At 75.6% G+C, this 23,003-nt stretch carries 15 protein-coding genes, 1 pseudogene and 1 riboswitch; of the genes and pseudogenes, 10 read left to right on the plus strand and 6 right to left on the minus strand.

The annotated features are described in order from the left end of the window. Positions 1 to 162: 162 nt before the first annotated feature. Positions 163 to 1,248: a bile acid:sodium symporter family protein gene (locus tag BS73_RS11965; protein ID WP_084703980.1), complete on the plus strand. Its 1,086-nt coding sequence runs from the start codon at positions 163 to 165 to the stop codon at positions 1,246 to 1,248. Between the two features lie 376 nt (positions 1,249 to 1,624). Here the strand turns inward: BS73_RS11965 and BS73_RS11970 are convergent, their stop codons facing one another. The 6 genes from BS73_RS11970 to BS73_RS11995 all read right to left on the minus strand — a co-directional run bounded on the left by BS73_RS11970 (position 1,625) and on the right by BS73_RS11995 (position 8,955). Beyond that, positions 1,625 to 2,293 carry a ThuA domain-containing protein gene (locus BS73_RS11970; RefSeq protein WP_037571634.1) on the minus strand — a complete coding sequence of 223 codons (669 nt, stop codon included), beginning with the start codon at positions 2,291 to 2,293 and terminating at the stop codon, positions 1,625 to 1,627. 64 nt (positions 2,294 to 2,357) lie between these two features. Continuing rightward, positions 2,358 to 3,209 (minus strand): M55 family metallopeptidase, encoded by an 852-nt coding sequence (locus tag BS73_RS11975; RefSeq protein WP_037571636.1) that lies wholly within the window; start codon positions 3,207 to 3,209, stop codon positions 2,358 to 2,360. Between the two features lie 22 nt (positions 3,210 to 3,231). After that, positions 3,232 to 4,449, minus strand: coding sequence for an amidohydrolase family protein (locus BS73_RS11980; RefSeq protein ID WP_322987308.1), 1,218 nt, complete (start codon positions 4,447 to 4,449; stop codon positions 3,232 to 3,234). Between the two features lie 66 nt (positions 4,450 to 4,515). Continuing rightward, positions 4,516 to 5,907 carry a type I glutamate--ammonia ligase gene (locus BS73_RS11985; protein WP_037571638.1) on the minus strand — a complete coding sequence of 464 codons (1,392 nt, stop codon included), beginning with the start codon at positions 5,905 to 5,907 and terminating at the stop codon, positions 4,516 to 4,518. A 51-nt stretch (positions 5,908 to 5,958) separates the two neighbouring features. Then, positions 5,959 to 7,263, minus strand: a complete 1,305-nt coding sequence (locus tag BS73_RS11990) for a hypothetical protein (RefSeq protein ID WP_037571640.1) — start codon at positions 7,261 to 7,263, stop codon at positions 5,959 to 5,961. Positions 7,264 to 7,773: 510 nt separating this feature from the next. Further along, positions 7,774 to 8,955 (minus strand): alpha/beta hydrolase, encoded by a 1,182-nt coding sequence (locus BS73_RS11995; RefSeq protein WP_161789662.1) that lies wholly within the window; start codon positions 8,953 to 8,955, stop codon positions 7,774 to 7,776. 111 nt (positions 8,956 to 9,066) lie between these two features. On the opposite strand from BS73_RS11995, the gene BS73_RS12000 reads away from it, so the two are divergent. The 9 genes and pseudogenes from BS73_RS12000 to BS73_RS12040 all read left to right on the plus strand — a co-directional run bounded on the left by BS73_RS12000 (position 9,067) and on the right by BS73_RS12040 (position 22,674). Continuing rightward, positions 9,067 to 10,497, plus strand: a complete 1,431-nt coding sequence (locus BS73_RS12000) for an NAD(P)/FAD-dependent oxidoreductase (RefSeq protein WP_037571644.1) — start codon at positions 9,067 to 9,069, stop codon at positions 10,495 to 10,497. A 533-nt stretch (positions 10,498 to 11,030) separates the two neighbouring features. Beyond that, positions 11,031 to 11,414: a hypothetical protein gene (locus BS73_RS12005; protein ID WP_152617589.1), complete on the plus strand. Its 384-nt coding sequence runs from the start codon at positions 11,031 to 11,033 to the stop codon at positions 11,412 to 11,414. Between the two features lie 147 nt (positions 11,415 to 11,561). After that, positions 11,562 to 11,741: riboswitch (cobalamin riboswitch) on the plus strand. A gap of 111 nt (positions 11,742 to 11,852) precedes the next feature. Beyond that, entirely contained in the window at positions 11,853 to 12,842 is a 990-nt protein-coding gene (locus tag BS73_RS12010) for a cobalamin biosynthesis protein (protein ID WP_037571648.1), read from the plus strand. Further along, positions 12,839 to 14,365, plus strand: coding sequence for a cobyric acid synthase (locus tag BS73_RS12015; protein WP_037571650.1), 1,527 nt, complete (start codon positions 12,839 to 12,841; stop codon positions 14,363 to 14,365). Before BS73_RS12010 ends, BS73_RS12015 begins: the two co-directional genes overlap by 4 nt. A gap of 65 nt (positions 14,366 to 14,430) precedes the next feature. Then, the gene (gene cobN / locus BS73_RS12020) at positions 14,431 to 18,072 is read left to right on the plus strand and encodes a cobaltochelatase subunit CobN (protein WP_037579210.1); all 3,642 of its coding nucleotides are present in this window, start codon (positions 14,431 to 14,433) and stop codon (positions 18,070 to 18,072) included. Positions 18,073 to 18,127: 55 nt separating this feature from the next. Next, positions 18,128 to 20,268 (plus strand): annotated as a pseudogene (locus tag BS73_RS12025) (putative cobaltochelatase). Beyond that, the gene (gene cobO / locus BS73_RS12030) at positions 20,268 to 20,864 is read left to right on the plus strand and encodes a cob(I)yrinic acid a,c-diamide adenosyltransferase (protein ID WP_037571653.1); all 597 of its coding nucleotides are present in this window, start codon (positions 20,268 to 20,270) and stop codon (positions 20,862 to 20,864) included. Before BS73_RS12025 ends, cobO begins: the two are co-directional and overlap by 1 nt. After that, a complete protein-coding gene (locus BS73_RS12035) occupies positions 20,858 to 22,234 on the plus strand; it encodes a cobyrinate a,c-diamide synthase (protein ID WP_037571656.1) in 1,377 nt (458 codons plus the stop codon). Before cobO ends, BS73_RS12035 begins: the two co-directional genes overlap by 7 nt. Further along, a complete protein-coding gene (locus BS73_RS12040; protein WP_037571658.1) occupies positions 22,231 to 22,674 on the plus strand; it encodes a YchJ family protein in 444 nt (147 codons plus the stop codon). Before BS73_RS12035 ends, BS73_RS12040 begins: the two co-directional genes overlap by 4 nt. The last annotated feature ends 329 nt before the right edge of the window (positions 22,675 to 23,003 follow it).

A 23,003-nucleotide genomic window follows, 5' to 3' on the forward strand; every position in this document is an offset into this window, starting at 1 on the left:
GAGCGGTTCACAATCAACGGAATACCTCTCACACTGGGAGGCGGAACGCCGACCGGCGTAGATGCCGCCGCTGAGACGACCCTGGAGCTCACCAGTTCCCCCGCTCAGACGGGCAGGCGCGCAGAGACGCCCAGACGACGCCCAGCCAGAAAGGCCGCCCCCGTGCCCAGTCGCCCTCGTCCGAGCCTCCCGACACGCTCGCGTGCGCTCGCCCGCCTGCGGACGCGGCTGCCGCGCCGGTGGCCGCTCGACCCGTTCATCACCGCGCTCCTCTGCATCGTGGCGCTGGCCTCGCTGCTGCCCGCGCGGGGCGTTGGCGCGACGGGGGTGTCCGACCTCGGCAAGATCGCTGTGGCCCTCCTCTTCTTCATCTACGGCGCGCGGCTGTCGGCGCGCGAGGCGCTGGACGGGCTGCGGGTCTGGCGGCTGCACGGCACCGTCTTCCTGGCCACCTTCGCCCTGTTCCCGCTGGTCGGGCTGGGCTGCCGGTTCCTGGTGCCGTGGCTGCTGACCCCGCAGCTCTACCAGGGGGTGCTCTTCCTCTGCCTGCTGCCCTCCACCGTCCAGTCCTCCATCGCCTTCACCTCCATCGCCCGCGGAAACGTCGCGGCGGCGGTCTGCAGCGCCACCTTCTCCAGCCTCTTCGGCATCGTCCTGACGCCGCTGCTGGCGGCGGCGCTGCTGTCGGTGAACGGGGCGGCGGGGTTCTCGGCGGGGTCCATCCTCGGCATCGTGCTGCAACTGCTGGTGCCGTTCGTGGCCGGGCAGTTCGCCCGGCGGTGGATCCACGGCTGGATGGCCCGGCACAAGAAGGCGCTGACCCTGGTCGACCGCGGGTCGATCGTCATCGTCGTCTACGGCGCGTTCAGCGAGGGCGTCACCGGCGGGATCTGGGGAATGCTCTCCGTTCCCCGGCTGCTGGGGCTGCTCGCGGTGTGCGTGGCGATCCTCGCGGTGCTGCTGGTGGCGACGACTGCGGGGGCGAAGCGGCTGGGCTTCGGCCGGGAGGACCGGATCACCATCGTCTTCTGCGGCTCCAAGAAGAGCCTGGCCAGCGGGGTCCCGATGGCCTCGGTCCTGTTCCCGGGGCCGCTGGCCGGGCTGATGGTCCTCCCCCTGATGCTGTTCCACCAGATCCAGCTGATGGTCTGCGCGTACCTGGCGCGCCGCTGGGCCGCGCAGCCGACCGCCGCTGCCCCGGAACCCCACGCCGCGGCGCCGCCACCCCGCGAACTCTCCCGCCTCTGACCTCCGCGGTCGGCGCAGCGGACGGCGACGGCCAGTCGGCTGCAACCCGAACTCCGCCGCCAGGTGCGGCGCCGTAACCGGCGGGCCGCGCAGTTCCCCGCGCCCCTGACGCGCGCCTACGGCGCCACGCCCGACGCCCGGCGATTTGCGCAGCAAATCAAGGGGCGCGGGGAACTGCGCGCCCAGGCGACTGCGGCGCAGCGGACGGCAACGGCCAGTCCGCTGCAACCCCAACTCCGCCGCCAGACGCGGCGCCGCAACCGGCCGGCCGCGCAGTTCCCCGCGCCCCTGACACGCGCCTACGGCGCCGTCGGCGACGGCCGGTCGGTTGCACCCCGGGCTCCGCCGCGGAGTGCCGCGCCGTGGACGGCGGGTCTCAGTTCGCGAGGCGGGTGACCCAGCGGAGCGCGCCGCGCAGGTGCTCGCGGAAGGCGGGCTGGGCGTAGGACTCCGCCGCATGCCCCAGCGCCGTGTACAGCGCGCGGCCGCCGCAGCGCTCGTGGCACCAGACCAGCGGGTGGTCGGCGCCCATGCCGCCGCCCCGGTACGTGGACTCGTCCACCCCCGCCAGCACCCGCACCGCCCCGCGCGGGTTGGCGCGGAAGCCGTACCACTCGTCGGTCCACTCCCAGCGCGCGGGCAGATGCGCGGTCGCGGGGTGGTCGGCGTCCTCGACGGTGACGACCGCCGGCTGGATCTCCGGGTGCCCGTCGAAGCGCGCGCCGACCAGCTCGCCGTAGTACGGCCAGTCGTACTCCGTCGTGCTGGCGCCGTGGACGCCGAGGTAGCCGCCGCCGGAGGCGACAAAGCCGGTCAGCGCCTCCCGCCCCTCCGGGTCGAGGACCTCGCCGCTGGTGGAGAGGAAGACCACCGCCGCACAGTCCCGCAGCGACCGCGCGCGGAAGGCGGCCGGGTCCTCGGTGTGCTCGGCCCGCAGCCCGGCCCCCTCGGCGAGTTCGGCCAGCGCCGCCGCCCCCGCGGGGATGGACGCGTGGCGGTAGCCGGTGGTGCGGGTGTAGACGAGGACGCGGTCGGCGGCTGGCATCAGGCGGTCTCCGGACGGCTCGGCATCTGCGGCGTCCGACCATCCTAGAAAACGCTTACCAACCTCAACAGTACGGATGCTGGTTGGTGAGGTTGGACGCCACCCGCATGAAGACCCCGAAGAGGGCGAAGAGGTCCGGCGCCGTCCCGTGCACCACCACGGTCCTGTCGTCCCGCAGCGAGACCCCCGGCACCGCCGTCAACTGGCTCGCCACCGAGGCGTTCTGCCAGCGCACGGCCAGTTCCACCGCCCGTCCGTCGGCCCCGACCGCCTGGTCCGCCGGGCGCGCCCCGCCCGCCGCCGCGCGCACGCCCTCGGCGCACGCCTCCTCGATCGCCTTCCGCGCCTCCGCCGGCGGCACCAGCCGCGCGGCGAACCGGTCCTTGGCGTGCTTCACCACCGCCCGGCTGATCCGCGGCTCCCACTCCGCCGCCTCCGCGCAGGCCGCGTCGTCCCCGCTGACCGCGACCACCGGCACCCCGTGCGCCGCCGCGACGGCATGGGCGAAGCCGAACTCGCCGGTGGGCCGGCCGTCCAGCCACATGTCCTCGATCTCATGGCCCATATAGCTGTGGCTGAGCACGCCCAACCGCCCGGCGCGGGCGTGGTAGCCGATGCACAGCATCGCGTCGTACGAGCCGTCCAGACCCTCGACCATGCCGTGCCGCTTCGGCTTCCCCCGCTGGAGGACGGCCTCCGGGTGGATCCGGTCGGGGAGGAGGTTCCGCATCGTCATATGGGAGTCGTTGACCAGCACGTACTCGGCCCCGGCGGCCAGCGCGCCGCGCACCGCCGCGTTGACGTCCTCGGTCATCATCGCCCGACCGTACTCGTACTCCCCGCCGCCCAGTTGGACGTCCTGCGAGTCGACGAGCCCGGTGACGCCCTCCATGTCCGCGCTGATGTAGACCCGCATCGGTGCTGGACCCCCTGGCCGACTAGTAGCGCTGCCGTTCCGGGAGAGCGTACAGCCGGCGGGCGTTGGCGGAGCGGATCATCACCGCGACCCGGGAGGCGTCCGCCGGGGACCAGGCGCCGGCCCCCGTCCACTCCCCCAGCACCCCGTCCAGCGCCGCCTCGAACTGGGCCGTGCCGACCAGGAAGAGCTCCGGCAGGCCGTAGGCGTCGGTGGAGAAGAGCAGCTTGCCGAAGGGCGCCAGCTCCAGCGTCTCGGCGAGGATCCGCCGGGCGCCCGCGCCGGCGTAGGAGACGGCGAGGCCGATGTCCGCGTAGACGTGCGGAAAGGCCTGCGCCAGCCAGGCCGCCTGCCGGTGGTACGGGTAGCTGTGCAGCAGGACCAGGCGGGCTCCGGTGGGCTCGACCGCCCGTATGAAAGGGGTGAGCAGCGAAGGGTCAGCCCGGTGGAGGGTCAGGTCCGGGTCCCCGAAGCCGGTGTGGAGTTGCAGCGGCAGCCCCAACTCGACCCCCCGCCACAGGAGATGGCGGAGGAGCACCGGATCGGTGAGCCGGGGCGGGCGGCCGGCCGGCCGCCGCCGGTCTCGGCCTTCTCCAGGGTGCGCAGCCAGGCGCCGGCGGCCGCGGTGACCTCGCGCGGGGACGGCGGCTCGGGGCTGATGTCCAGGCCGTGCCGGTAGGCCAGCACCGACTTGACCGCGACCGCCTCGCCGACCGCCGCGTGGAGGGCGTCGTCCAGGGCGGTGGCGTAGGTCTCGGCGGTGCAGGCGGGGGCGGTGCGCTCGGCCACCGTCTCCAGCCGGACCACCTCGAAGGCGCGGGCGTCCGCCGCCTCGGCGAGGTCCCGCAGCGGCAGCAGCGGGGCGTTGGGACCGGGGGCGGTGCCGATCCGCCGCTCGGCCGGGGCGGAGGGGCCGGGCAGGCCGGTGTCGACCAGCAGGGTGTCCAGGTCGGCGGCGCGCAGCAGCCGGGTGGTGGCCTCGGCGTGGCCGAGGGCCCGGCGGGCGGCGAGGTAGTCGGCGGCCGAGGCGTGCTGCGGTAGTTCCAGCAGCGGCGCGCAGAACCGCCGGACGGCGAAGCCGAGTTGGCTGTCCCACGGACTGGTGGCCGGGGCCGGCGGGCGGTCCGACTCGGTGAGGAGGGCGGCGAAGGCGCGGTCGTCCAGTTGGCCGGACACGACCGAATGGCAGTGCTGATCGACCGTCATGCTGTCCTGCTGCCCCCTTCGGCTGCGCGTACACGAGCGAAAGCAGTGCGATGCGGTGCTGTGCGGTGCGGGCTGTACGGGTTGTGCGGGCGTGCCTGGTTCAGTATCTCCAGCGGGTCGCCGCCGCGGTCTCCTCCGGACCGCGGCCGGCGAACAGCTCGATCTCGGCGGCGCGGACGGCGGCCACCGTGTCGTGGAGCACCTCGCCGAGCGCCTCCGCGAGGACCCGGGAACCGCGGAACGCGGCCAGCGACTCGTCGAGCGAGACCGGCAGCCGGGCCGGGCGCCGGTCCTCGGGCAGCGCGGCCGGATCGCCGTCCACCTCCGGCGGCAGCTCGGCCTTCCCCCGCAGCCCGGCCAGGCCCGCCGCGATCACGGCGCCGACCAGGAGGTACGGATTGGCCGCCTGGTCCACGCACTTGAGTTCGGCGTTGGCGGCCCGGGCCTCCTCGCCGGTGCTGCCGGTGACCAGCCGCAGCGCGGCCTCCCGGTTCTCCAGCCCCCAGCAGGAGAAGGCGCCGGCCCAGTGCGAGGGGACCAGCCGGAGGTAGCTGGCGGGGGTGGGCGCGCCGACGGCGAGGAGGGCGGGCAGTTCGGCCAGCACCCCGGCGAGGAAGGCCTCGGCCTCCGCGGTGAGCCCGTGCCGGCCGGGGCCGCCGGCGGAGAGGTTGCGGCCCTCCTGCCACAGGCTGAGGTGGAGGTGGCCGCCGTTGCCGACCCCGCCGGGCTCGAAGACCGGGGCGAAGGAGGCGCGCAGCCCGTGCCGGGCCGAGACGGCCCGCACGGTGTCCCGGACCAGTACGGCGGTGTCGGCGGCGCCGACCGGGTCCTCCGGCGCGAGGGAGAGTTCGAACTGGCCGGGCGAGTACTCCGGGTGCAGCTGAAGGACCGTCATCTCCTGGGCGCGGAAGGCGCGGAGGAGGTCGGCGAGGTAGTCCGAGAGGTCGGTGACCCGGTGCATCCCGTAGGCGGGTCCGTCGGTGGGGTACGCGAACGGCGGCCCGCCGTCGCCCTCCTGCCCCCTGGTGACGATCCACTCGGTCTCGAAGCCCGCGCGCAGTTCCAGGCCGGCCTCGGCCGCGGCCTCCACCATCCGGGCCGCGAACCGCCGCTGGCAGGCGGGGTGCGGCAGACCGTCCTGGCGCCGGCGGTCGACCGGCGCCCAGGCCCAGCCCGGTTGGCCGGCGAGGACGGTGAGGCGGTCCAGATCGGGGAAGAGCCGCAGGTCGCCGGAGGGCCCGCCGAGGTGGCGGCCGCGGGTCGCGGAGTCGTCGACCAGGTAGGTGTCGAAGACCGGGGACATCCCCACGCCCCAGGCGCAGGCCTCCGGGAGGCGCGCGGTCGGCACGGTCTTCACCCGTTGCAGTCCGGCGTTGTCCACCCAGACCAGGGCGACGCCGTGGACCTCCTCCGCGACGAGTCGCGCGGCGGCGGTACGAGCATCGGCTTCACGCGCGCGGTGGTCCCCGCTCTCGAATACCACGGGCCCCATGGTGCCATGCGCACCGGCCGCGCGGGGCCGGCCCGGCGGCCGCACCTGCCGTTACGCGCCACCCTGGTGGACGCTGAAGGCGCTGCGCCGGGCCGCGCGGGCGATCGCGGGGTCGGGATGGGCGGAGGCCACCGCGGCCAGCACCTGACCGGCCCGCGGGTGGCCGGTGGCCCGCACGCTGGCGAAGAGGCCCGCCGGGTCGGCGCTCACCGCGCCCTGCACATGCTGCACCAGCATCGCGGTGTCGCCGTGCTCCAGGACCGCCGCCCCCGTGTCGACCCACAGCCAGGTCGCGTCCTCGGCGTCCAGCACCTCGGACGGGTCGATCCCCTCGTCGGCCTGCTCGGCCAGCCAGAGCAGCGCGTACGGCCGCAGCGCCGGCTCGTCGGCGGCGGCGCGCACGGCGGGCTCGGCCGGGTGGCCGGCGACCCGGAGGGTCTCGAAGGCGAGCCCGCGCAGCAGCGGGTCGTCCCCGCGTGCCACCTCCAGCAGCTCGGCGACCGCCCGGTCCACCGGCCTGGCCGCGACCCACGCCCGGTACTCGGCGCGGGCCGGCCCGGGGGTGTAGCCGGCGCAGGCGCCGAGCATCTCGGCGGCGCTCTTCTCGATGTGGCCGGCGGCGGTCTGCGCGACCACGCAGATCTCCTCCAGCTTGGCCCGGACCGCCCAGTGGCCCAGCGGGGAGAGCTCGATCAGCTGCTCCTCGCCGGCCGCCGGCCGATGCCTGACCAGCGCGCCGACCGCGGCGAAGCCGTCCACCATCCACTGCAGGACCTCGGCGACCTCGCCGGGCTCCGGCGGGTCGCCCCGCCCGGCGCCGCGCACCGCGTGGACCGCGGAGGCGGCATGCGGCACGGGGCTGTGCGCGGCCCCGCCCGGGCCCGCTCCCCCCGCCATCGCCGGGCCGCCGCGCCACTGCTCGTCCAGGCCCCGGCGGAGCAGTTCGAGGAGCTCGGCGACGGCCACCGGACCGTCCACCAGGTGGACGAAGGAGAGGAGTTGCGGGGCGTGGTCCACGGACATCCCGGCCAGCGCGGCCGGAACCGCGCTCGGCACGGGCACCAGCAGCGTCCAGGCGTCGAAGAGCGCCGCCCAGCCGCGGAGCACCGCGTCGTCGTCGTGCTCCCAGGCGTGCAGCCGCCAGCCGGGGCCGGCGCCGGCCCCGCGCAGCTCGACCAGGCCGACCAGCCGGGCCCGCTCCCAGGACTCGGCGGCGGCGCCGACGGTCATCCCGAGCGCCCGTCCGGCCGCCTGGGCGTCGTCCGGCAGCAGGTCGCCGCGGCGGTCGACGGCCGGCAGTTCGCCGGCCCAGCGGGCGACCCGTACGGCGTCCGCGAGGAGCCGCCTGGCCAGCATGGCGAGGGCGGCCGGTCCAGGCTGCCCGTGCGGCGGAGGGGTGGGGCCGTTGCCGTGCCGCGCGGCCGGGTGGCTGGGCCGGGCGGCGCGGCCGGCGCCGCCGCCCGGGGGGCGGGGGCCGGATGGTTCACGGCGGTGGGACGGTTCGCGGCAGGCTCTCCGGCGGGGCCCCCGCCGGGGAGGCGGGTCACGGCCCGCATCGGGGCGGTCGCCGGTCCGGCCCGCAACGGGGCGGGCGCCGATCCGGCCCCCTCCGAATCGGAGGGACGCTCGGCGGCGCCCCGAGCGGAACGGGGACGGGCATCACGGTCGCGCGAGTTCCGGGACGTCACGCCGTGCAGTCTTCCCCCTACCCGGGCCCGTTGTCACATCGCGGGATCTTCCGGCATGGACGAAGCGGACCAAAGCGCCGTCATGCCCCAGGAGTCACAGGGCCGGAGACCGTTCGGCGGACGATCGCCCGTCCGGCCGCACGGAACCGGCCGGCGTCTCACATCCCGGACGAGGAGTTCAGACCAGCGGGGTGAAGAACCTGCTCAGCGCCGTCTCGTAGCCGTCCTGGTCGACGTTCCACAGCGCCGCGTGCGCCCCGTGCGGGAACTCGTTCAGCACGGCCTGGTCGTGGTGCCGGCCGACCAGCCGCCGGACGGGGGCGATCGGCGCGATCGGGTCGTCCGGGCTGTGCAGCGCCAGGATCGGCGCGTTGACGCCCTCCCCGAGCCGGTCGAAGACCCGCTGGTCGACTCCGGCCCTCCCCTCGGCGGCCAGCACCCCGAGCTCGGCCAGCGGCCCCGGGACGCCCCGGCGGCGGCTGACGGCCTGCGCGGTGGCCCTCCAGTCCAGCACCGCCGAGTCCAGCACGACGCCCCGGACGAGGTCCTTCCAGGAGGACTCGGCCGCCGCCTGGAGGACCATCGCGGCCCCCAGCGACCAGCCGTAGAGGACGATCCGGGTGGCCCCGCTGTCCACCGCCAGCCGGATCGCCGCCTCGACGTCCCGCCACTCGGTGCTGCCGAAGTGCCCGAGGCCGTCCGGCGAGCGGGGCGCCCCGGGGTCGTTGCGATAGGTGATCGCCAGCACCGGGACGCTGATCCGGGAGAACACCGGCAGCACCGGCAGCACCTGCTCGCGGTCGGCGCCGAGCCCGTGCACCGCGATCACCCACGGCTCCCGCAGCCCCGGCACGTACCAGGCGGGCATCGGGCCCAGCTCACCGCGGACGGCGGTGTCGGAGTACTCCAGGCCGAAGGCGGAGTCGGGGGTGCCGGTGTGCACCCGGGGCGTCAGGGTGGCCCGGGCGCCGATCGCCAGCTCCCCGCGGTCCACCCGCTCCAGCCGGCGGACGGAGGTCTGCGCGGTGGTCTCCAGCAGGTCGCCGACGACCGCGTGGCCGGTCAGGCCGGGATCCACGCCGTCCCCGGGGTCCGGCCACTCCAGGCCGTAGCGGCCGGGGCGCTGGGTGTCCTCGGTGCGGGTCAGGGCCACCCGCCCGGCCGCGGTGGCGTGCACCCGCAGCCCGTCGGCCGCCGCCGGGTCGCCGCCGCGCTGGCGGACCGAGAGGTCCGAGACGGCACGACCGGCGAGCACCGCGGCGACCGCCCCGGCGCCCACCGCCGAAGCCGTCGCCAGCACCGCTGTCTTGCCCCACCGCATCGCGCACCCCGCTTCCGCCGTCGATGTTCCGTCAGCCATCCCAATACCCGGGGAGCGGCACCGCCATCGCAGTACGGCCGTCCGAGATGAAGGTCGGACCCTTCCCGACCCCCTTCCCGCAGGCCGGAGCGGCGGGTAGCGTCCGGCGGCGTGAGCAAAGTGATCAACGGCGGCGTGTCGTACTGGTTCTCCTCGATCGGGCTGCCCAGGCCCCGGCCGGCCCTGGACGGTTCGGCCGAGGCCGACGTGTGCATCGTCGGCGGCGGCTTCACCGGGCTGTGGACCGCGTACTACCTGCGCAAGGCCGATCCGGGGCTGCGGATCACCGTGCTGGAGCGGCGGTTCTGCGGCTTCGGCGCCTCGGGCCGGAACGGCGGCTGGCTCTACAACGGCTTCGCCGGCCGCGGGGTCTTCGCCAAGCGGTACGGCCGGGCCGCCGCCGGTGATCTGCAGCGGGCCATGGACGGCACGGTGGACGAGGTGATCCGGGCAGCCCGCGAGGAGTCGATCGAGGCCGACATCCGCAAGGGCGGGGTACTCGAAGTCGCCCGCACCCCGGCCCAGTTGGCCCGCCTCCGGTCGTTCGCCCAGGAGGAGTACGGCTACGGCGACCGGGAGCGGCTGGTGCTGGACGCCGCCGGGACCCGGGAGCGGATCGCGGTCGAGGGCGCCCTCGGCGGGACCTGGACCCCGCACGGCGCCCGGATCCAGCCCGCCAAGCTGGTCACCGGACTGGCCCGGACGGTGGAGCGGATGGGGGTGCGGATCCACGAGTCCACCCCGGTGGAGCGGATCCTGCCGGCCCAGGGGCAGCCGGACGGGAAGGCCCGCGCGGTCACCCCCTACGGCACCGTCTCGGCCCGCTACGTGCTGCGGCTGACGGAGGGGTTCACCGCGGACCTGGCCGGGGAGCGGCGGACGTGGCTGCCGATGAACTCCTCGATCGTGCTGACCGAGCCGCTGCCGGAGTCCTTCTGGGCGGAGGCCGGCTGGGGCGAGTCCGGCACCGTGCTGGGCGACTTCGCCCACGCGTACATGTACGCCCAGCGGACCGCGGACGACCGGATCGCGCTGGGCGGCCGGGGCGTCCCCTACCGCTACGGCTCACGGACCGACCACGACGGGACCACCCGGGAGCGGGCGGTGCGCCAGCTGCGCGGGATCGTCCGCGACTTCTTCCCGGCGCTGGGCGCGCGGGCCGCGGACGTGCCGCTCAGCCACACCTGGTCGGGGGTGCTCGGGGTGCCCCGGGACTGGTGCACCACGGTGCAGCTGGACCGGGCGAGCGGGCTCGGCGCGGCCGGCGGCTACGTCGGCTCGGGGGTGGCCACCACCAACCTGGCCGCCCGGACCCTCCGCGACCTGGTGCTGCGCGCCGAGGGGCAGGGCGGGGACACCGAGCTGACCGCGCTGCCCTGGGTGGACCACGCGGTGCGCCGCTGGGAGCCGGAGCCGCTGCGCTGGATCGGCGTGCAGGGGATGTACGCGGCGTACCACGCGGCGGACCGGGCCGAGGCCGCCGGGCGCGGGGAGCGGACCAGCACCATCGCCCGGATCGCGGACCTCGTCTCGGGCCGCTGAGGGCCGTTCCGGGCCGGGGGGCCGCGCGGGGCCCGCACCGGGCGGGATCCGGACATTCTGACCTCCGCCGGGCCGCGGAAGCCCCGTACCGGGAACCACAGGGTTCCCTCGGGTCACGGGCCCGAGCGGGGCGGCGAGGCCGGCCCCCTGCCCCCGGCCACCGCCGGTGAGCTGGGGCGATACTCCGTATCGGTGATCCTCGGGGCCCCGGATCCCGGGCTTTCTCCGGGGCGGGGCGGGCGCCCCGGGCACGGGCCCCGGGGCCGCTTCGGCGCGGCCGAAACCGAGTGCTCGGGCGGTGAAGCGTCGGGCCGCCGCGGGTGGCCCCGCGTCCCAGGGGCAGGCGATTGCCCAGGGTGACCGCGACGCGACTCGACGTGCGGATTCGCGCTGGAGGCCTGAGGCTGGTTTCCGGACGCCTCGCGACTTGGGGGCAGGCGGAGGCGGGCGTCCCGGTCGGAGCACTCGACAGCGAGGCGGTGCCCATGATGTCCGTTCTTCTCGGCCTTTTGATACCCCCCGTCGCCCTTCTGGTGATTCTGATCCTGTCCTGGTTCGAGGATCACGTGCTGGTGCCCCCGGGCGGGTACGCGTCGCTGTCCGCGGAGGGCCGGGAGGCCCAGGAGGCCCTCGGCGAGGCGGAGTTGAGCGGGACACCCGGAGCCGCCGAACCGGTGGGCGGTGCCCCGGGGGCGGGCCTCGCGCCCTCGCCCGCCGAGCCGGGGCGGACGGCCGAACCGGAGCCCCAGCACGGACGGACCCCCGACCCCATGCCGCGCCCGCTGCCGATCGGACTGCGCGGGCGCCCGTGGCGGGGGCATCCGGCCTCCGGCGCCCGGCCGGGCTACCGGCCGCCGCTGCTGCCGGACACCGGCACCGGCGCCCAGCATCCGACGATCCGGGCGCTGCGCAGGTAGCCCGGCACTCCCCCCGCGGCCACGCGCACCGCGCGTTTCGCACCGCACACCGCATACCGCGCGCCGAGGACCGAGGAGCGGCAACGGCCGGGGTGCGGCCCCCACCAGGGCGGCCGCACCCCGGCCGTGTTGACGCTGCGCGGGCCCGCGTGGTGGGATTTGTCCGCCATACGGAGGCATGGAGAGGAAGCCGGTGCGAATCCGGCGCGGTCCCGCCACTGTCACCGGGGAGCCCTCCTCCGCTCGTCGCCACGGCCGCCGCAAGGCGGCTGGAAGGCCGGAGGAAGCGCAGATCCGGGAGCCAGGAGACTCTCACCTCCGTTCTCGTCGAGCCAGGGCGCGGACCCTGAGTGAGGACACTTCGCCATGCCTGCTGCGCGCGGACCCGCGGGTCCTTTCCCTGTCGACCGGCCCGCCGCACGGCGGAGCTGACGGGACGTGGACCGACTCCTTCTCGGGGCGCCGCTCGGCTACGCCCTGGACGCGGTGATCGGCGACCCGCGCCGCGGCCACCCGGTGGCGGCCTTCGGACGCGCCGCCACCCGCCTCGAACACCGTCTCTACGCCGACCGCCGGGCTGCCGGCGTGCTCTTCACCGCCGTCTCCACCGGCACCGTGGCGGCGGGGGCGCTGCTCGCGGAGCGCGCGCTGCGCCGCCGGCCCCCGGCCGGGACCGCCCTCGCCGGGGCCGCCGCCTGGGCGGTGCTCGGCGGCGCGACCCTGGTACGGGAGGCGCGGGCGATCGACGGGCTGCTGGCGGGGGGCGACCTCGCGGCGGCCAGGGCGCGGCTGCCCCATCTCTGCGGGCGGGATCCGCACGGGCTGGACGAGGCGGGGATCGCTCGCGCGGTCGTCGAGTCGGTGGCCGAGAACACCGCGGACGCGGTGGTGAACGCGCTGGTGTGGGGCGCTCTGGCGGGCGCACCCGGGCTGCTCGCCTTCCGGGCCGTCAACACCCTGGACGCGATGGTGGGCCACCGCTCCCCCAGGTACGAGCGGTTCGGCTGGGCCTCCGCCCGGCTGGACGACCTCGCCGGCTGGCCGGGGGCGCGGCTGACCGCACTCCTCACGGCCGCCGCGGCCGGGCCGGGCGCGCGGCGGCGCGCGCTGCGGGTCTGGCGGCGGGACGGGGGCGCCCACCCGAGCCCGAACGCCGGACAGGCCGAGTCGGCCTTCGCGGGAGCGCTGGGGGTGCGCCTCGGGGGCGAGTTGGCGTACGGGGAGAGGGTCGAGCGGCGACCCGTGCTCGGCGCCGAGTTGCGTGCGCCGGAGCGCGCGGACATCGAGCGTGCCTGTGTGCTGTCGCGGCGGGTGGGGGCGCTGGCGCTGGGGACGGCGCTGGTCGGCCGTGCTGCCGTGCGGGCGGGAGCGCGGGCCGGAGCGCGGGCCGTCGGCCGGCGGGCCGTGCGGACGGGGGCCCGCCGATGAGCGGGGCGCTGCTGGTGGCGGGGACCACCTCGGACGCGGGCAAGAGCGTGGTGACCGCCGGGATCTGCCGCTGGCTCAGCCGGCAGGGCGTGCGGGTGGCGCCCTTCAAGGCGCAGAACATGTCGCTGAACTCCTTCGTCACCCTGGACGGCGCCGAGATCGGCCGCGCCCAGGCGATGCAGGCGGCGGCCTGCCGGATCGAGCCGTCCGCGGCGATGAACCCGGTACTGCTCAAGCCGGGTGGGGACGGCCGCAGCCAGGTGGTGCTGCGCGGCCGGGCGGTCGCCGAGGTCAGCGCGCTGGACTACCGGGAGCGCAAGCCCGCGCTGCTGGAGGCCGCCCTGGAGTGCCTGGCCGAACTGCGGGCCGGGTACGAGGTGGTGGTCTGCGAGGGGGCCGGCTCCCCCGCCGAGATCAACCTCCGCTCCGGGGACATCGCCAACATGGGGCTGGCCACCGCGGCCGGCCTGCCGGTGGTGGTGGTCGGGGACATCGACCGGGGCGGGGTCTTCGCGGCGATGTACGGCACGCAGGCCCTGCTGAGCGCGGAGGACCAGGCCCAGCTGGCGGGCTGGGTGGTCAACAAGTTCCGCGGCGACGCCCGGCTGCTGGAACCCGGACTGGAGATGCTGCGCGGGCTCACCGGCCGTCCGGTGCTCGGCGTCCTGCCGATGCTGAACGGGCTGTGGCTGGACGCCGAGGACTCGCTGGCGCTGGACGCCCGCCCGGGCGTCCTCAGCGGCGGCGCCCCGGTCGGGCGGGAGGTGCTGGACGTGGCCGTGCTGCGGCTGCCCCGGCTCTCCAACTTCACCGACGTGGACGCGCTGGCCCAGGAGCCGGGCGTGCTGGTGCGGTTCGTGACCCGGCCCGAGGAGCTGGCCGGGGCGGACGCCCTGGTGCTGCCCGGGACCAGGGCCACCGTCGCCGACCTGGAATGGCTGAGGGGGCGTCGGCTCGACCGCGCGGTGGGCGCCTTCGCCGCCTCCGGGCGCTCGGTGCTCGGGGTCTGCGGCGGCTACCAGATGCTCGGCAGGGAGATCTCGGACCGGGTGGAGTCGAAGGCCGGGGACGTGCCCGGGCTGGGGCTGCTGCCGCTGCGGTTCGACTTCGCCCGGGAGAAGACGCTGGCCCGGCCGAGCGGCACGGTGGACGGGCGGCCGGTGCTGGGCTACGAGATCCACCACGGGGTGGCGGAGGTTGAGGGCGGGGAGCCGTTCATCGTGGACCCCCGCCACGGCCGTCCCGAGGACGGTTGCCGGGTGGGCTCGGTCTGGGGCACCACCTGGCACGGGCTGCTGGAGAACGACGGGTTCCGGCGGGACTGGCTGCGGCAGGCGGCGTCCGCCGCGGGCCGGGACTTCAGGCCGGCCCCCGACGTCTCCTTCGCGGCCCGCCGCGAGGAGCAACTCGACCGGCTCGGCGATCTGGTCGGGGAGCACATGGACACCAAGGCGCTGCTGCGCCTGATCGAGGACGGCGTGCCGCGCGGACTGCCGTTCGTACCGCCGGGGGCACCGGCGTGAACGGCGAGCGAGAGAAGGTAGTCAGGGTGACGGATACGGCGACCCGCACGGCGCGGGTCCTGCTGCTGTCGACGGCGGACACGGATCTGCTGGCGGCCAGGGCGTCCGGGGCGGACTACCGCATCGGCAACCCCTCCCGGGTGGACGCCGAGGAGGACCTGCCGGGGCTGCTGGACGGCGCCGAGGTGGTCGTCGTACGGCTGCTCGGCGGGCGGCGTGCCTGGGAGGACGGGCTGGCGGCGATCGCCGCCTCCGGGCTGCCGGCGGTGCTGCTGGGCGGCGAGTCGGTGCCGGACGCCGAGCTGATGGGGATGTCCACGGTGCCGGCCGGGGTGGTCGCGGAGGCGCTGGGCTACCTGGTCGAGGGCGGCCCGGCGAACCTGCGGGAGCTGGCCCGGTTCCTCGGCGACACGGTGCTGATGCGGGGCGAGGGCTTCGAGCCGGCCCGCGCGATGCCGGCCTACGGGGTGCACGGGTCGTACGCGGTGGCGGAGGGCCGGCCGACGGTCGGGGTGCTCTTCTACCGGGCGCACGAGCTCTCCGGGAACACCGGGTTCGTGGACGTGCTGTGCGCGGCGATCGCCGAGCGGGGCGCCAACCCCCTTCCGGTGTACTGCGGTTCGCTGCGCGGGGCCGAGCCGGGGCTGTACGAGCTGCTGGGCCGGTGCGACGCCCTCGTCACCACCGTGCTGGCCGCCGGGGGTTCGGTGGCGGCCGAGGCCTCGGCGGGGGGCGAGGAGGAGGCCTGGGACGTCGGCGCGCTGGCCGAGTTGGACGTTCCGGTGCTGCAGGGGCTCTGCCTGACCTCCAGCCGTGCCGCCTGGGAGGCCTCGGACGCGGCGCTCTCGCCGATGGACGCGGCGATGCAGGTGGCCATCCCGGAGTTCGACGGGCGGATCGTCACCGTGCCGTTCTCCTTCAAGGAGATGGGCGAGGGGGACGTCCCGGTGTACGTGGCCGACCCGGAGCGGGCCGCCCGGGTGGCCGGGATCGCCGTGCGGCATGCGGCGCTGGCGCACAAGGAGAACGCGGAGAAGCGGATCGCGCTGGTCTTCACCGCGTACCCGACCAAGCACTCGCGGGTCGGCAACGCGGTGGGCCTGGACACCCCCGTCTCGGCGGTGCGGCTGCTGGAGGCGCTGCGCGAGGCCGGCTATGTCACCGGTGAACTGCCGGAGACCGGCGACGAGTTGATCCACCGGCTGATCGCGGCCGGCGGGCACGACGTGGAGTGGCTGACCGAGGAGCAGCTGGCCGCCGCGCCGGCCCGGGTGCCGCTGAAGGACTACCAGGAGTGGTTCGGCCGGCTGGACCCCGAACTGCGGGACGGCGTACTGGAGAAGTGGGGCCCGGCGCCCGGCGAGCTGTACGTGGACGGGGACGAGATCGTCCTCGCGGCGCTGCGGTTCGGCAACGTGATGGTGATGATCCAGCCGCCGCGCGGCTTCGGGGAGAACCCGATCGCGATCTACCACGACCCCGACCTGCCGCCCTCCCACCACTATCTGGCGGCCTACCGCTGGCTGGAGAACTCCTTCGGCGCGGACGCGATCGTTCACATGGGCAAGCACGGGACGATGGAGTGGCTGCCGGGCAAGGGCCTCGGGCTGTCGCGCGGCTGCGCGCCGGACGCGGTGCTGGGCGAACTGCCGCTGGTCTACCCGTTCATCGTCAACGACCCCGGTGAGGGGACGCAGGCCAAGCGGCGCGGGCACGCGACCGTGGTGGACCACCTGGTGCCGCCGATGGCCCGGGCCGACACCTACGGGGACCTGGCCAAGCTGGAGCAACTCCTCGACGAGTACGCCCTGGTGAGCGATCTGGACCCGACGAAGGCCCCGGCCGTGCGGGCGCAGATCTGGACCCTGGTGAAGGCCGCCGAGCTCCACCACGACCTCCATGTGGACGAGCAGCCGGAGGCGGACGAGTTCGACTCCTTCGTGATGCACATCGACGGCTACCTCTGCGAGATCAAGGACGTGCAGATCCGGGACGGGCTGCATGTGCTGGGCGGGGGGCCGGTCGGCGAGGCGCGGGTCAACCTGGTGCTGGCGGTGCTGCGGTCGGCGCAGGTGTGGGGCGGGCAGGCGGCCGCGCTGCCGGGGCTGCGGGCGGTGCTCGCGGCCAGGTTCGGGCTGAGCGAGAAGGCGCTGCTCGCCGAGCCCGGGGCGGCGGTGGAGGTCTCCGGGGAGCTGCGGTCGCTGGTGGAGGGTCCGGCGCGGACCGGCTCCGACGCGATCGACCTACTGGAGCGGCTGTGCCGGCGGATCGCGGAGGCGATGGAGGAGGACGGCTGGGCGGCGGAGGCCGTCGGGCCCACCCTGTCCCGGATCTTCGGACAGGTCGGGGTGCCCGAAGGGGCCGCGCCCGTGGTGGAGTTCGCCTGCCGGGAGGTGGTGCCGCGGCTGGCGCGGACCACGGACGAGATCGGGCACGTGCTGCGCGCGCTGCGCGGCGGGTACGTCCCGGCGGGGCCGTCCGGCTCGCCGACCCGGGGGCTGGTGAACGTGCTGCCGACCGGGCGGAACTTCTACTCGGTCGACCCCAAGGCGATTCCCTCCCGGCTGAGTTGGGAGGTCGGGCAGTCGCTGGCGGACTCGCTGATCGCCCGCTACCGGGCGGACAACGGCGGGGAGTACCCGCGCTCGGTGGGCCTGACGGTGTGGGGCACCTCCTGCATGCGGACGCAGGGCGACGACATCGCGGAGATCCTGGCGCTGCTGGGCTGCCGGCCGGTGTGGGACGACGCCTCGCGGCGGGTGACCGGCTTCGAGGTGGTGTCGATCGAGGAGCTCGGGCGCCCCCGGGTCGATGTGACGATGCGCATCTCCGGCTTCTTCCGGGACGCCTTCCCGCATGTGATCGCGCTGGTGGACGACGCGGTGCGGGCGGTGGCCGCGCTGGACGAGCCGGAGGAGCGGAACTACGTCCGGGCCCATGTCGAGGCGGACGTCCTCGAACACGGCGACCGGCGGCGGGCGAGCTCCCGGATCTTCGGCTCCAAGCCGGGCGCGTACGGCGCCGGCCTGCTCCCGCTGATCGACGCCCGCAACTGGCGCTCGGACGCGGACCTCGCCGAGGTCTACGCGGTCTGGGGCGGCTATGCGTACGGGCGCGGGCTGGACGGCGCGGCGGCACGCGGGGACATGGAGCGGGCGTTCCGGCGGATCGCGGTGGCGGCGAAGAATGTCGACACACGCGAACATGACATCGCCGATGCCGACGACTACTTCCAGTACCACGGCGGGATGGTGGCGATGGTCCGCCATCTGACGGGGGACTCGCCGGAGGCGTACGTCGGCGACTCGGCCGTACCGGACCAGGTGAAGACGCGCACGCTGGGCGAGGAGACCCACCGGGTCTTCCGCGCCCGGGTGGTCAACCCCCGCTGGATGGCCGCCATGCGGCGGCACGGCTACAAGGGTGCCTTCGAGATGGCCGCGACCGTCGACTACCTGTTCGGCTATGACGCCACCGCGGGGGTGGTCGATGACTGGATGTACGAGAAGCTGGCGGCGGAGTACGTCTTCGACGCCGAGAACCAGGAGTTCATGCGCAAGTCCAACCCCTGGGCGCTGCGCGGCATCACAGAACGCCTCCTGGAGGCCGCCGACCGGCGGCTGTGGTCCGAACCGGATCAGGAGACCCTGAACCGGCTGCGTGCCGCCTATCTCGAGCTCGAAGGCGACCTGGAGGGCGACGAGTGAGTTCCCCGTTCCACCGACCCTCGCCCGCAGAGTCCCCCGGAGGAGTGATCAGCCTGTGACCGCCACCTATCCGTTCACCGCCGTGGTCGGCATGGACGATCTGCGGCTCTCGCTGCTGCTGAACGCGGTGAGTCCGGCCGTCGGCGGCGTGCTCGTGCGCGGCGAGAAGGGCACCGCCAAGTCCACCGCCGTGCGGGCGCTGGCCGGGCTGCTGCCGGGACTTGAGGTGGTGGGGGGCTGCCGGTTCGCCTGCGATCCGGAAGCACCGGACCCGGAGTGCCCGGACGGTCCGCACGACCCGGCCTCCGGGCTGACGGTCTCTCAGCGGCCCACCCCGCTGGTCGAGTTGCCGGTCGGAGCGACCGAGGACCGGCTCACGGGGTCGCTGGATCTGGAACGGGCGCTCGGCGAGGGCGTGAAGGCGTACGAGCCGGGGCTGCTGGCCGCCGCGCATCGCGGGGTCCTCTATGTGGACGAGGTGAATCTTCTCGGGGACCACCTGGTCGATTTGCTGCTGGACGCGGCCGCGATGGGCCGCTCGCACATCGAGCGGGAGGGCGTGTCGGTCCGGCATGCCGCGCGGTTCCTGCTGGTGGGGACGATGAACCCGGAGGAGGGCGAGCTGCGGCCGCAGCTGCTCGACCGGTTCGGGCTCACGGTGGAGGTGACCGCGACCCGGGAGCCGGAGGAGCGGGCCGAGGTGGTGCGGCGGCGGCTGGCGTACGACGCCGACCCGGACGGCTTCGCCGGGCGGTGGGCGGAGGAGGAGCGCGCCCTCGCCGGGCGGATCGTCACGGCCCGGGAGCTGCTGCCGCGGGTGGTCCTCACCGACGCCGCGCTGCGGCAGATCACCGCGGTCTGCGCGGCCTTCGAGGTGGACGGGCTGCGCGCGGACATCGTGATGGCCAGGACGGCCGTCGCGCTGGCCGCCTGGGCGGGCCGTACGCAGGTGCTGGCCGAGGACGTGCGGACGGCCGCGCGGCTGGCGCTGCCGCACCGGCGGCGCCGCAACCCCTTCGACGCACCGGGGTTGGACGAGGAGAAGTTGGACGAGACGCTCCAGCAGCACGCGGGCGAGGACCCGTCGGGGCCGGACGACGACGGTCCGGACAGCGGCGGTCCTGATGGCAGTGGGAACGGCGGCGGCGAGGGTCCGGAGGACGACGGGCCGGAGGGCGGGCCGGGCGGAGGCGCGCCCGATCCCGCCGAGGGTCAGGGCCCGGAGCAGGACTCCCCGCGCCGCCCGCACCGACCCCGCCCGGCCAGCGGGAAAACGGCGAGAGTGGCGAGAGCGCGACCGGCCCCGGCCAGGCCCCCGCGAGACCGCCCCGGTCGCCGCCGACGAGGCCTTCAAGCCGCAGCTGCTGAAGGTGCCCGGCACCGGCAAGGGCGCGCGGGGACGCCGCTCCCGCGCGCGTACCGACAGCGGGCGGACGATCCGCGCCGCGCGCCCCCAAGGGCCCCTGATGCACCTCCACCTCTCCGCGACCCTCCAGGCCGCCGCCCGTACCAGCTCGCCCGGGGCGCAGCGGCCGGGCGCTGGTGCTGCGCCGGGACGACTTCCGGACGCAGGTCCGCGAGGGCCACGAGTCCAACCTGGTCCTCTTCGTGGTGGACGCCTCCGGCTCGATGGCCGCCCGCAAGCGGATGTCAGCCGTCAAGGGGGCCGTCCTCTCCCTCCTCACCGACGCCTACCAGCGCCGGGACAAGGTCGGGCTGATCACCTTCCGGGGCCGGGAGGCCGAGCTGGCGCTGCCCCCGACCTCCTCCGTCGAGGCCGGTGCGGCCCGCCTGGCCGCGCTCCCCACCGGCGGACGCACGCCCCTCGCCGCCGGTCTGCTGCGCGCTCACGAGACGCTGCGGGTCGAGGCGATGCGGGATCCCGCCCGCCGCCCGCTGCTGGTGGTGGTCACCGACGGCCGGGCCACCGGCGGCCGGGACGCACTGGCCGACGCCGGCCGGGCGGCGGACCTGCTGGCCGCGCGCGGCACCGCCGCCGTGGTGGTGGACTGCGAGTCCGGTCCGGTCCGGCTCGGGCTCGCCGGCGAGCTGGCGGTCCGGCTCGGCGGGCAGGCCGTCCGGCTGGACGAGCTGCGCGCGGACGCGATGGCCTCGCTCGTCCACTCCGTACGCCAGGACGCCCGCGGCAACCGCCGCGACGACCGCCGCGAGAACTCCCGGAAGGAAGCCGCCTGATGCCGCAGGGACAGCCGACCACCGTCCCCGAGGACGGGCTGACCACCCGTCAGCGCCGCACCCTCCCCGTGCTGGCCGTCCACACCGGCCCCGGCAAGGGGAAGTCCACCGCCGCCTTCGGGCTCGCCCTGCGGGCCTGGAACCAGGGCTGGCCGATCGGGGTCTTCCAGTTCGTCAAGTCCGCCAAGTGGAAGGTCGGCGAGGAGCACGCGCTGCGGGTGCTGGGCGCCAGCGGCGAGGGCGGCACGGTGGACTGGCACAAGATGGGCGAGGGCTGGTCCTGGGTCCAGCGGAGGATCGAGGACAGCGAGCAGGCCGCGGTGGAGGGCTGGGCGCAGGTCAAGCGCGATCTGGCCGCCGAGACCTACCGCCTCTACGTGCTGGACGAGTTCACCTACCCCATGCACTGGGGCTGGATCGACACCCAGGAGGTGCTGGAGGTGCTGGCCGCCCGCCCCGGCAGCCAGCATGTGGTGATCACCGGGCGGAACGCCCCGCAGCCGCTGGTCGACGCGGCCGACCTGGTCACCGAGATGACCAAGGTCAAGCACCCGATGGACGCCGGCCGCAAGGGCCAGCGCGGGATCGAGTGGTAGCCCGGGTACCGCGGCTGGTGATCGCGGCGCCGTCCTCCGGGAGCGGCAAGACCACCGTGGCCACCGGGATCATGGCCGCGCTCACCGCGCGCGGGGTGCGGGTCTCCCCGCACAAGGTCGGCCCGGACTACATCGACCCCGGCTACCACGCGCTGGCCACCGGCCGGCCCGGGCGCAATCTGGACCCCTTCCTCTCCGGCCCGGAGCGGATCGCCCCGCTGCTGGCGCACGGGGCCGCCGGGGCCGACCTCGCCGTGGTCGAGGGCGTGATGGGCCTTTTCGACGGGGCCGCCGGACGCGGGGAGCTGGCCTCCACCGCCCATGTGGCCAAGCTGCTGCGGGCACCGGTGGTGCTGGTGGTGGACGCCTCCGCACAGAGCCGTTCGGTCGCCGCGCTGGTGCACGGCTTCGCCTCCTGGGACCCGGAGGTGCGGCTGGCCGGGGTCGTCCTCAACCGGGTCGGCTCGGACCGGCACGAGCGGTTGCTGCGCGAGGCGCTGGAGTCCGGCGGCGGGGTCCCGGTGCTGGGCGTGCTGCGGCGGACGGACGGGGTCCGGGTGCCGAGCCGGCATCTGGGCCTGGTGCCGGCCGTGGAGCGGGACGCGGCGGCGGTGGCCGCGGTGCGCGAGATGGGCGAGCTGGTACGGGCCGGGGTGGACCTGGAGGCGCTGGTCCGACTCGCCCGCAGCGCACCGGAGTTGACCGAGCCGGCCTGGGATCCGGCGGCCGAGGCGAGCCCGGTCGGCGCGCCCCGCCGCCCCAGGATCGCGCTGGCCGGCGGGGCCGCGTTCTCCTTCTCCTACGCGGAGAACGCCGAACTGCTGGCCGCGGCCGGCGCCGAGGTGGTGCCGTTCGACCCGTTGCGGGACGAGAAGCTGCCGGCGGAGGCGGCCGGACTGGTCATCGGCGGCGGCTTCCCCGAGGTGTACGCGGCGGAGCTGTCCGAGAACGCGGCACTCCGCTCGGCCGTCCGCGAACTCGCCGCGACCGGCGCCCCGGTGGCCGCCGAGTGCGCCGGAATGCTCTATCTGGGACGGGAGTTGGACGGCAGGCCGATGTGCGGGGTGCTGGACTGCACGGCCGGGATGGGCGAGCGGCTCACCCTCGGCTACCGGGAGGCGGTGGCCCTCTCCCCCAGCCCGCTCGGCCCGCCGGGCCTGCGGGTGGCCGGCCACGAGTTCCACCGCACGGTCACCGCACCCGGCGCGGGCGAGTCCCCGGCCTGGGGCTGGCGCGGACCGTCGGGGGCGCGGACGGAGGGCTTCACCACGCCCACCGTGCACGCCTCCTACCTCCATCTCCACTGGACGGGCGCGCCGGCGATCCCGCGCGCCCTGGTCGCGGCGGCGAGCGCGAGAATCGGAGCATGAGCAGAAGCCGCGACTCCCGCAAGGCCCGCGAGTCCCGCCGGACCCGACCGCCCACCGCCTGCCCCTGCGGTTCCGGCCGGGCGTACGCCGACTGCTGCAAGCCCGCGCACACCGGCGCGCGCCCGGCGCCCACCGCCGAGGCGCTGATGCGGTCGCGGTATTCCGCCTTCGTCCTCGGGGACGCCGGATACCTCCTGCGGAGCTGGGATCCGGCCACCCGCCCGGCGCGGCTGGAGCTGGACGCCGGGGTGCGCTGGACCGGGCTGGAGATCCTGCGGACCGAGGGCGGCGGCGAGGGGCCGTTCCACACCGCGGGGACGGTGGAGTTCACCGCCCACTCCTCGCAGGGCGACCTCCACGAGGTGAGCCGCTTCGGCCGGGACGCGGCGGGGCGATGGGTGTATGTGGACGGGGTGGTGACGGACACCCAGAGCGGGTAGACGCGGGGAAGACCCCCTTGGATGCGGGGGGTGGGCCTGCCCGGCCGATACGACGCAGGTCCCCCGCTACTCGACGCGGCGGGCGCGGCACCGTCGCGGCGGTGGCACGGGGGGCGGCCGGGCAGGCCGTACTGCCGGCCGGGGTCCGCCGCTCCGCATGGGACTCAGGGACGTGGGGGTGCCGCTGGTGCTGTGCGGTGGCGGTCCCCGGCCGCGTTGAGGCGCCGGGCCACCGTGGACAAGCCGCCGCCCGAAACGAACGGCGGGCCCTCCTGTCGTGCGGCGGCCCGGCGGACCACAGCTTCCCAAGGCTGTCACCTGCGGCGCCA

Source organism: Phaeacidiphilus oryzae TH49 (assembly GCF_000744815.1).
Lineage (GTDB): Bacteria > Actinomycetota > Actinomycetes > Streptomycetales > Streptomycetaceae > Phaeacidiphilus > Phaeacidiphilus oryzae.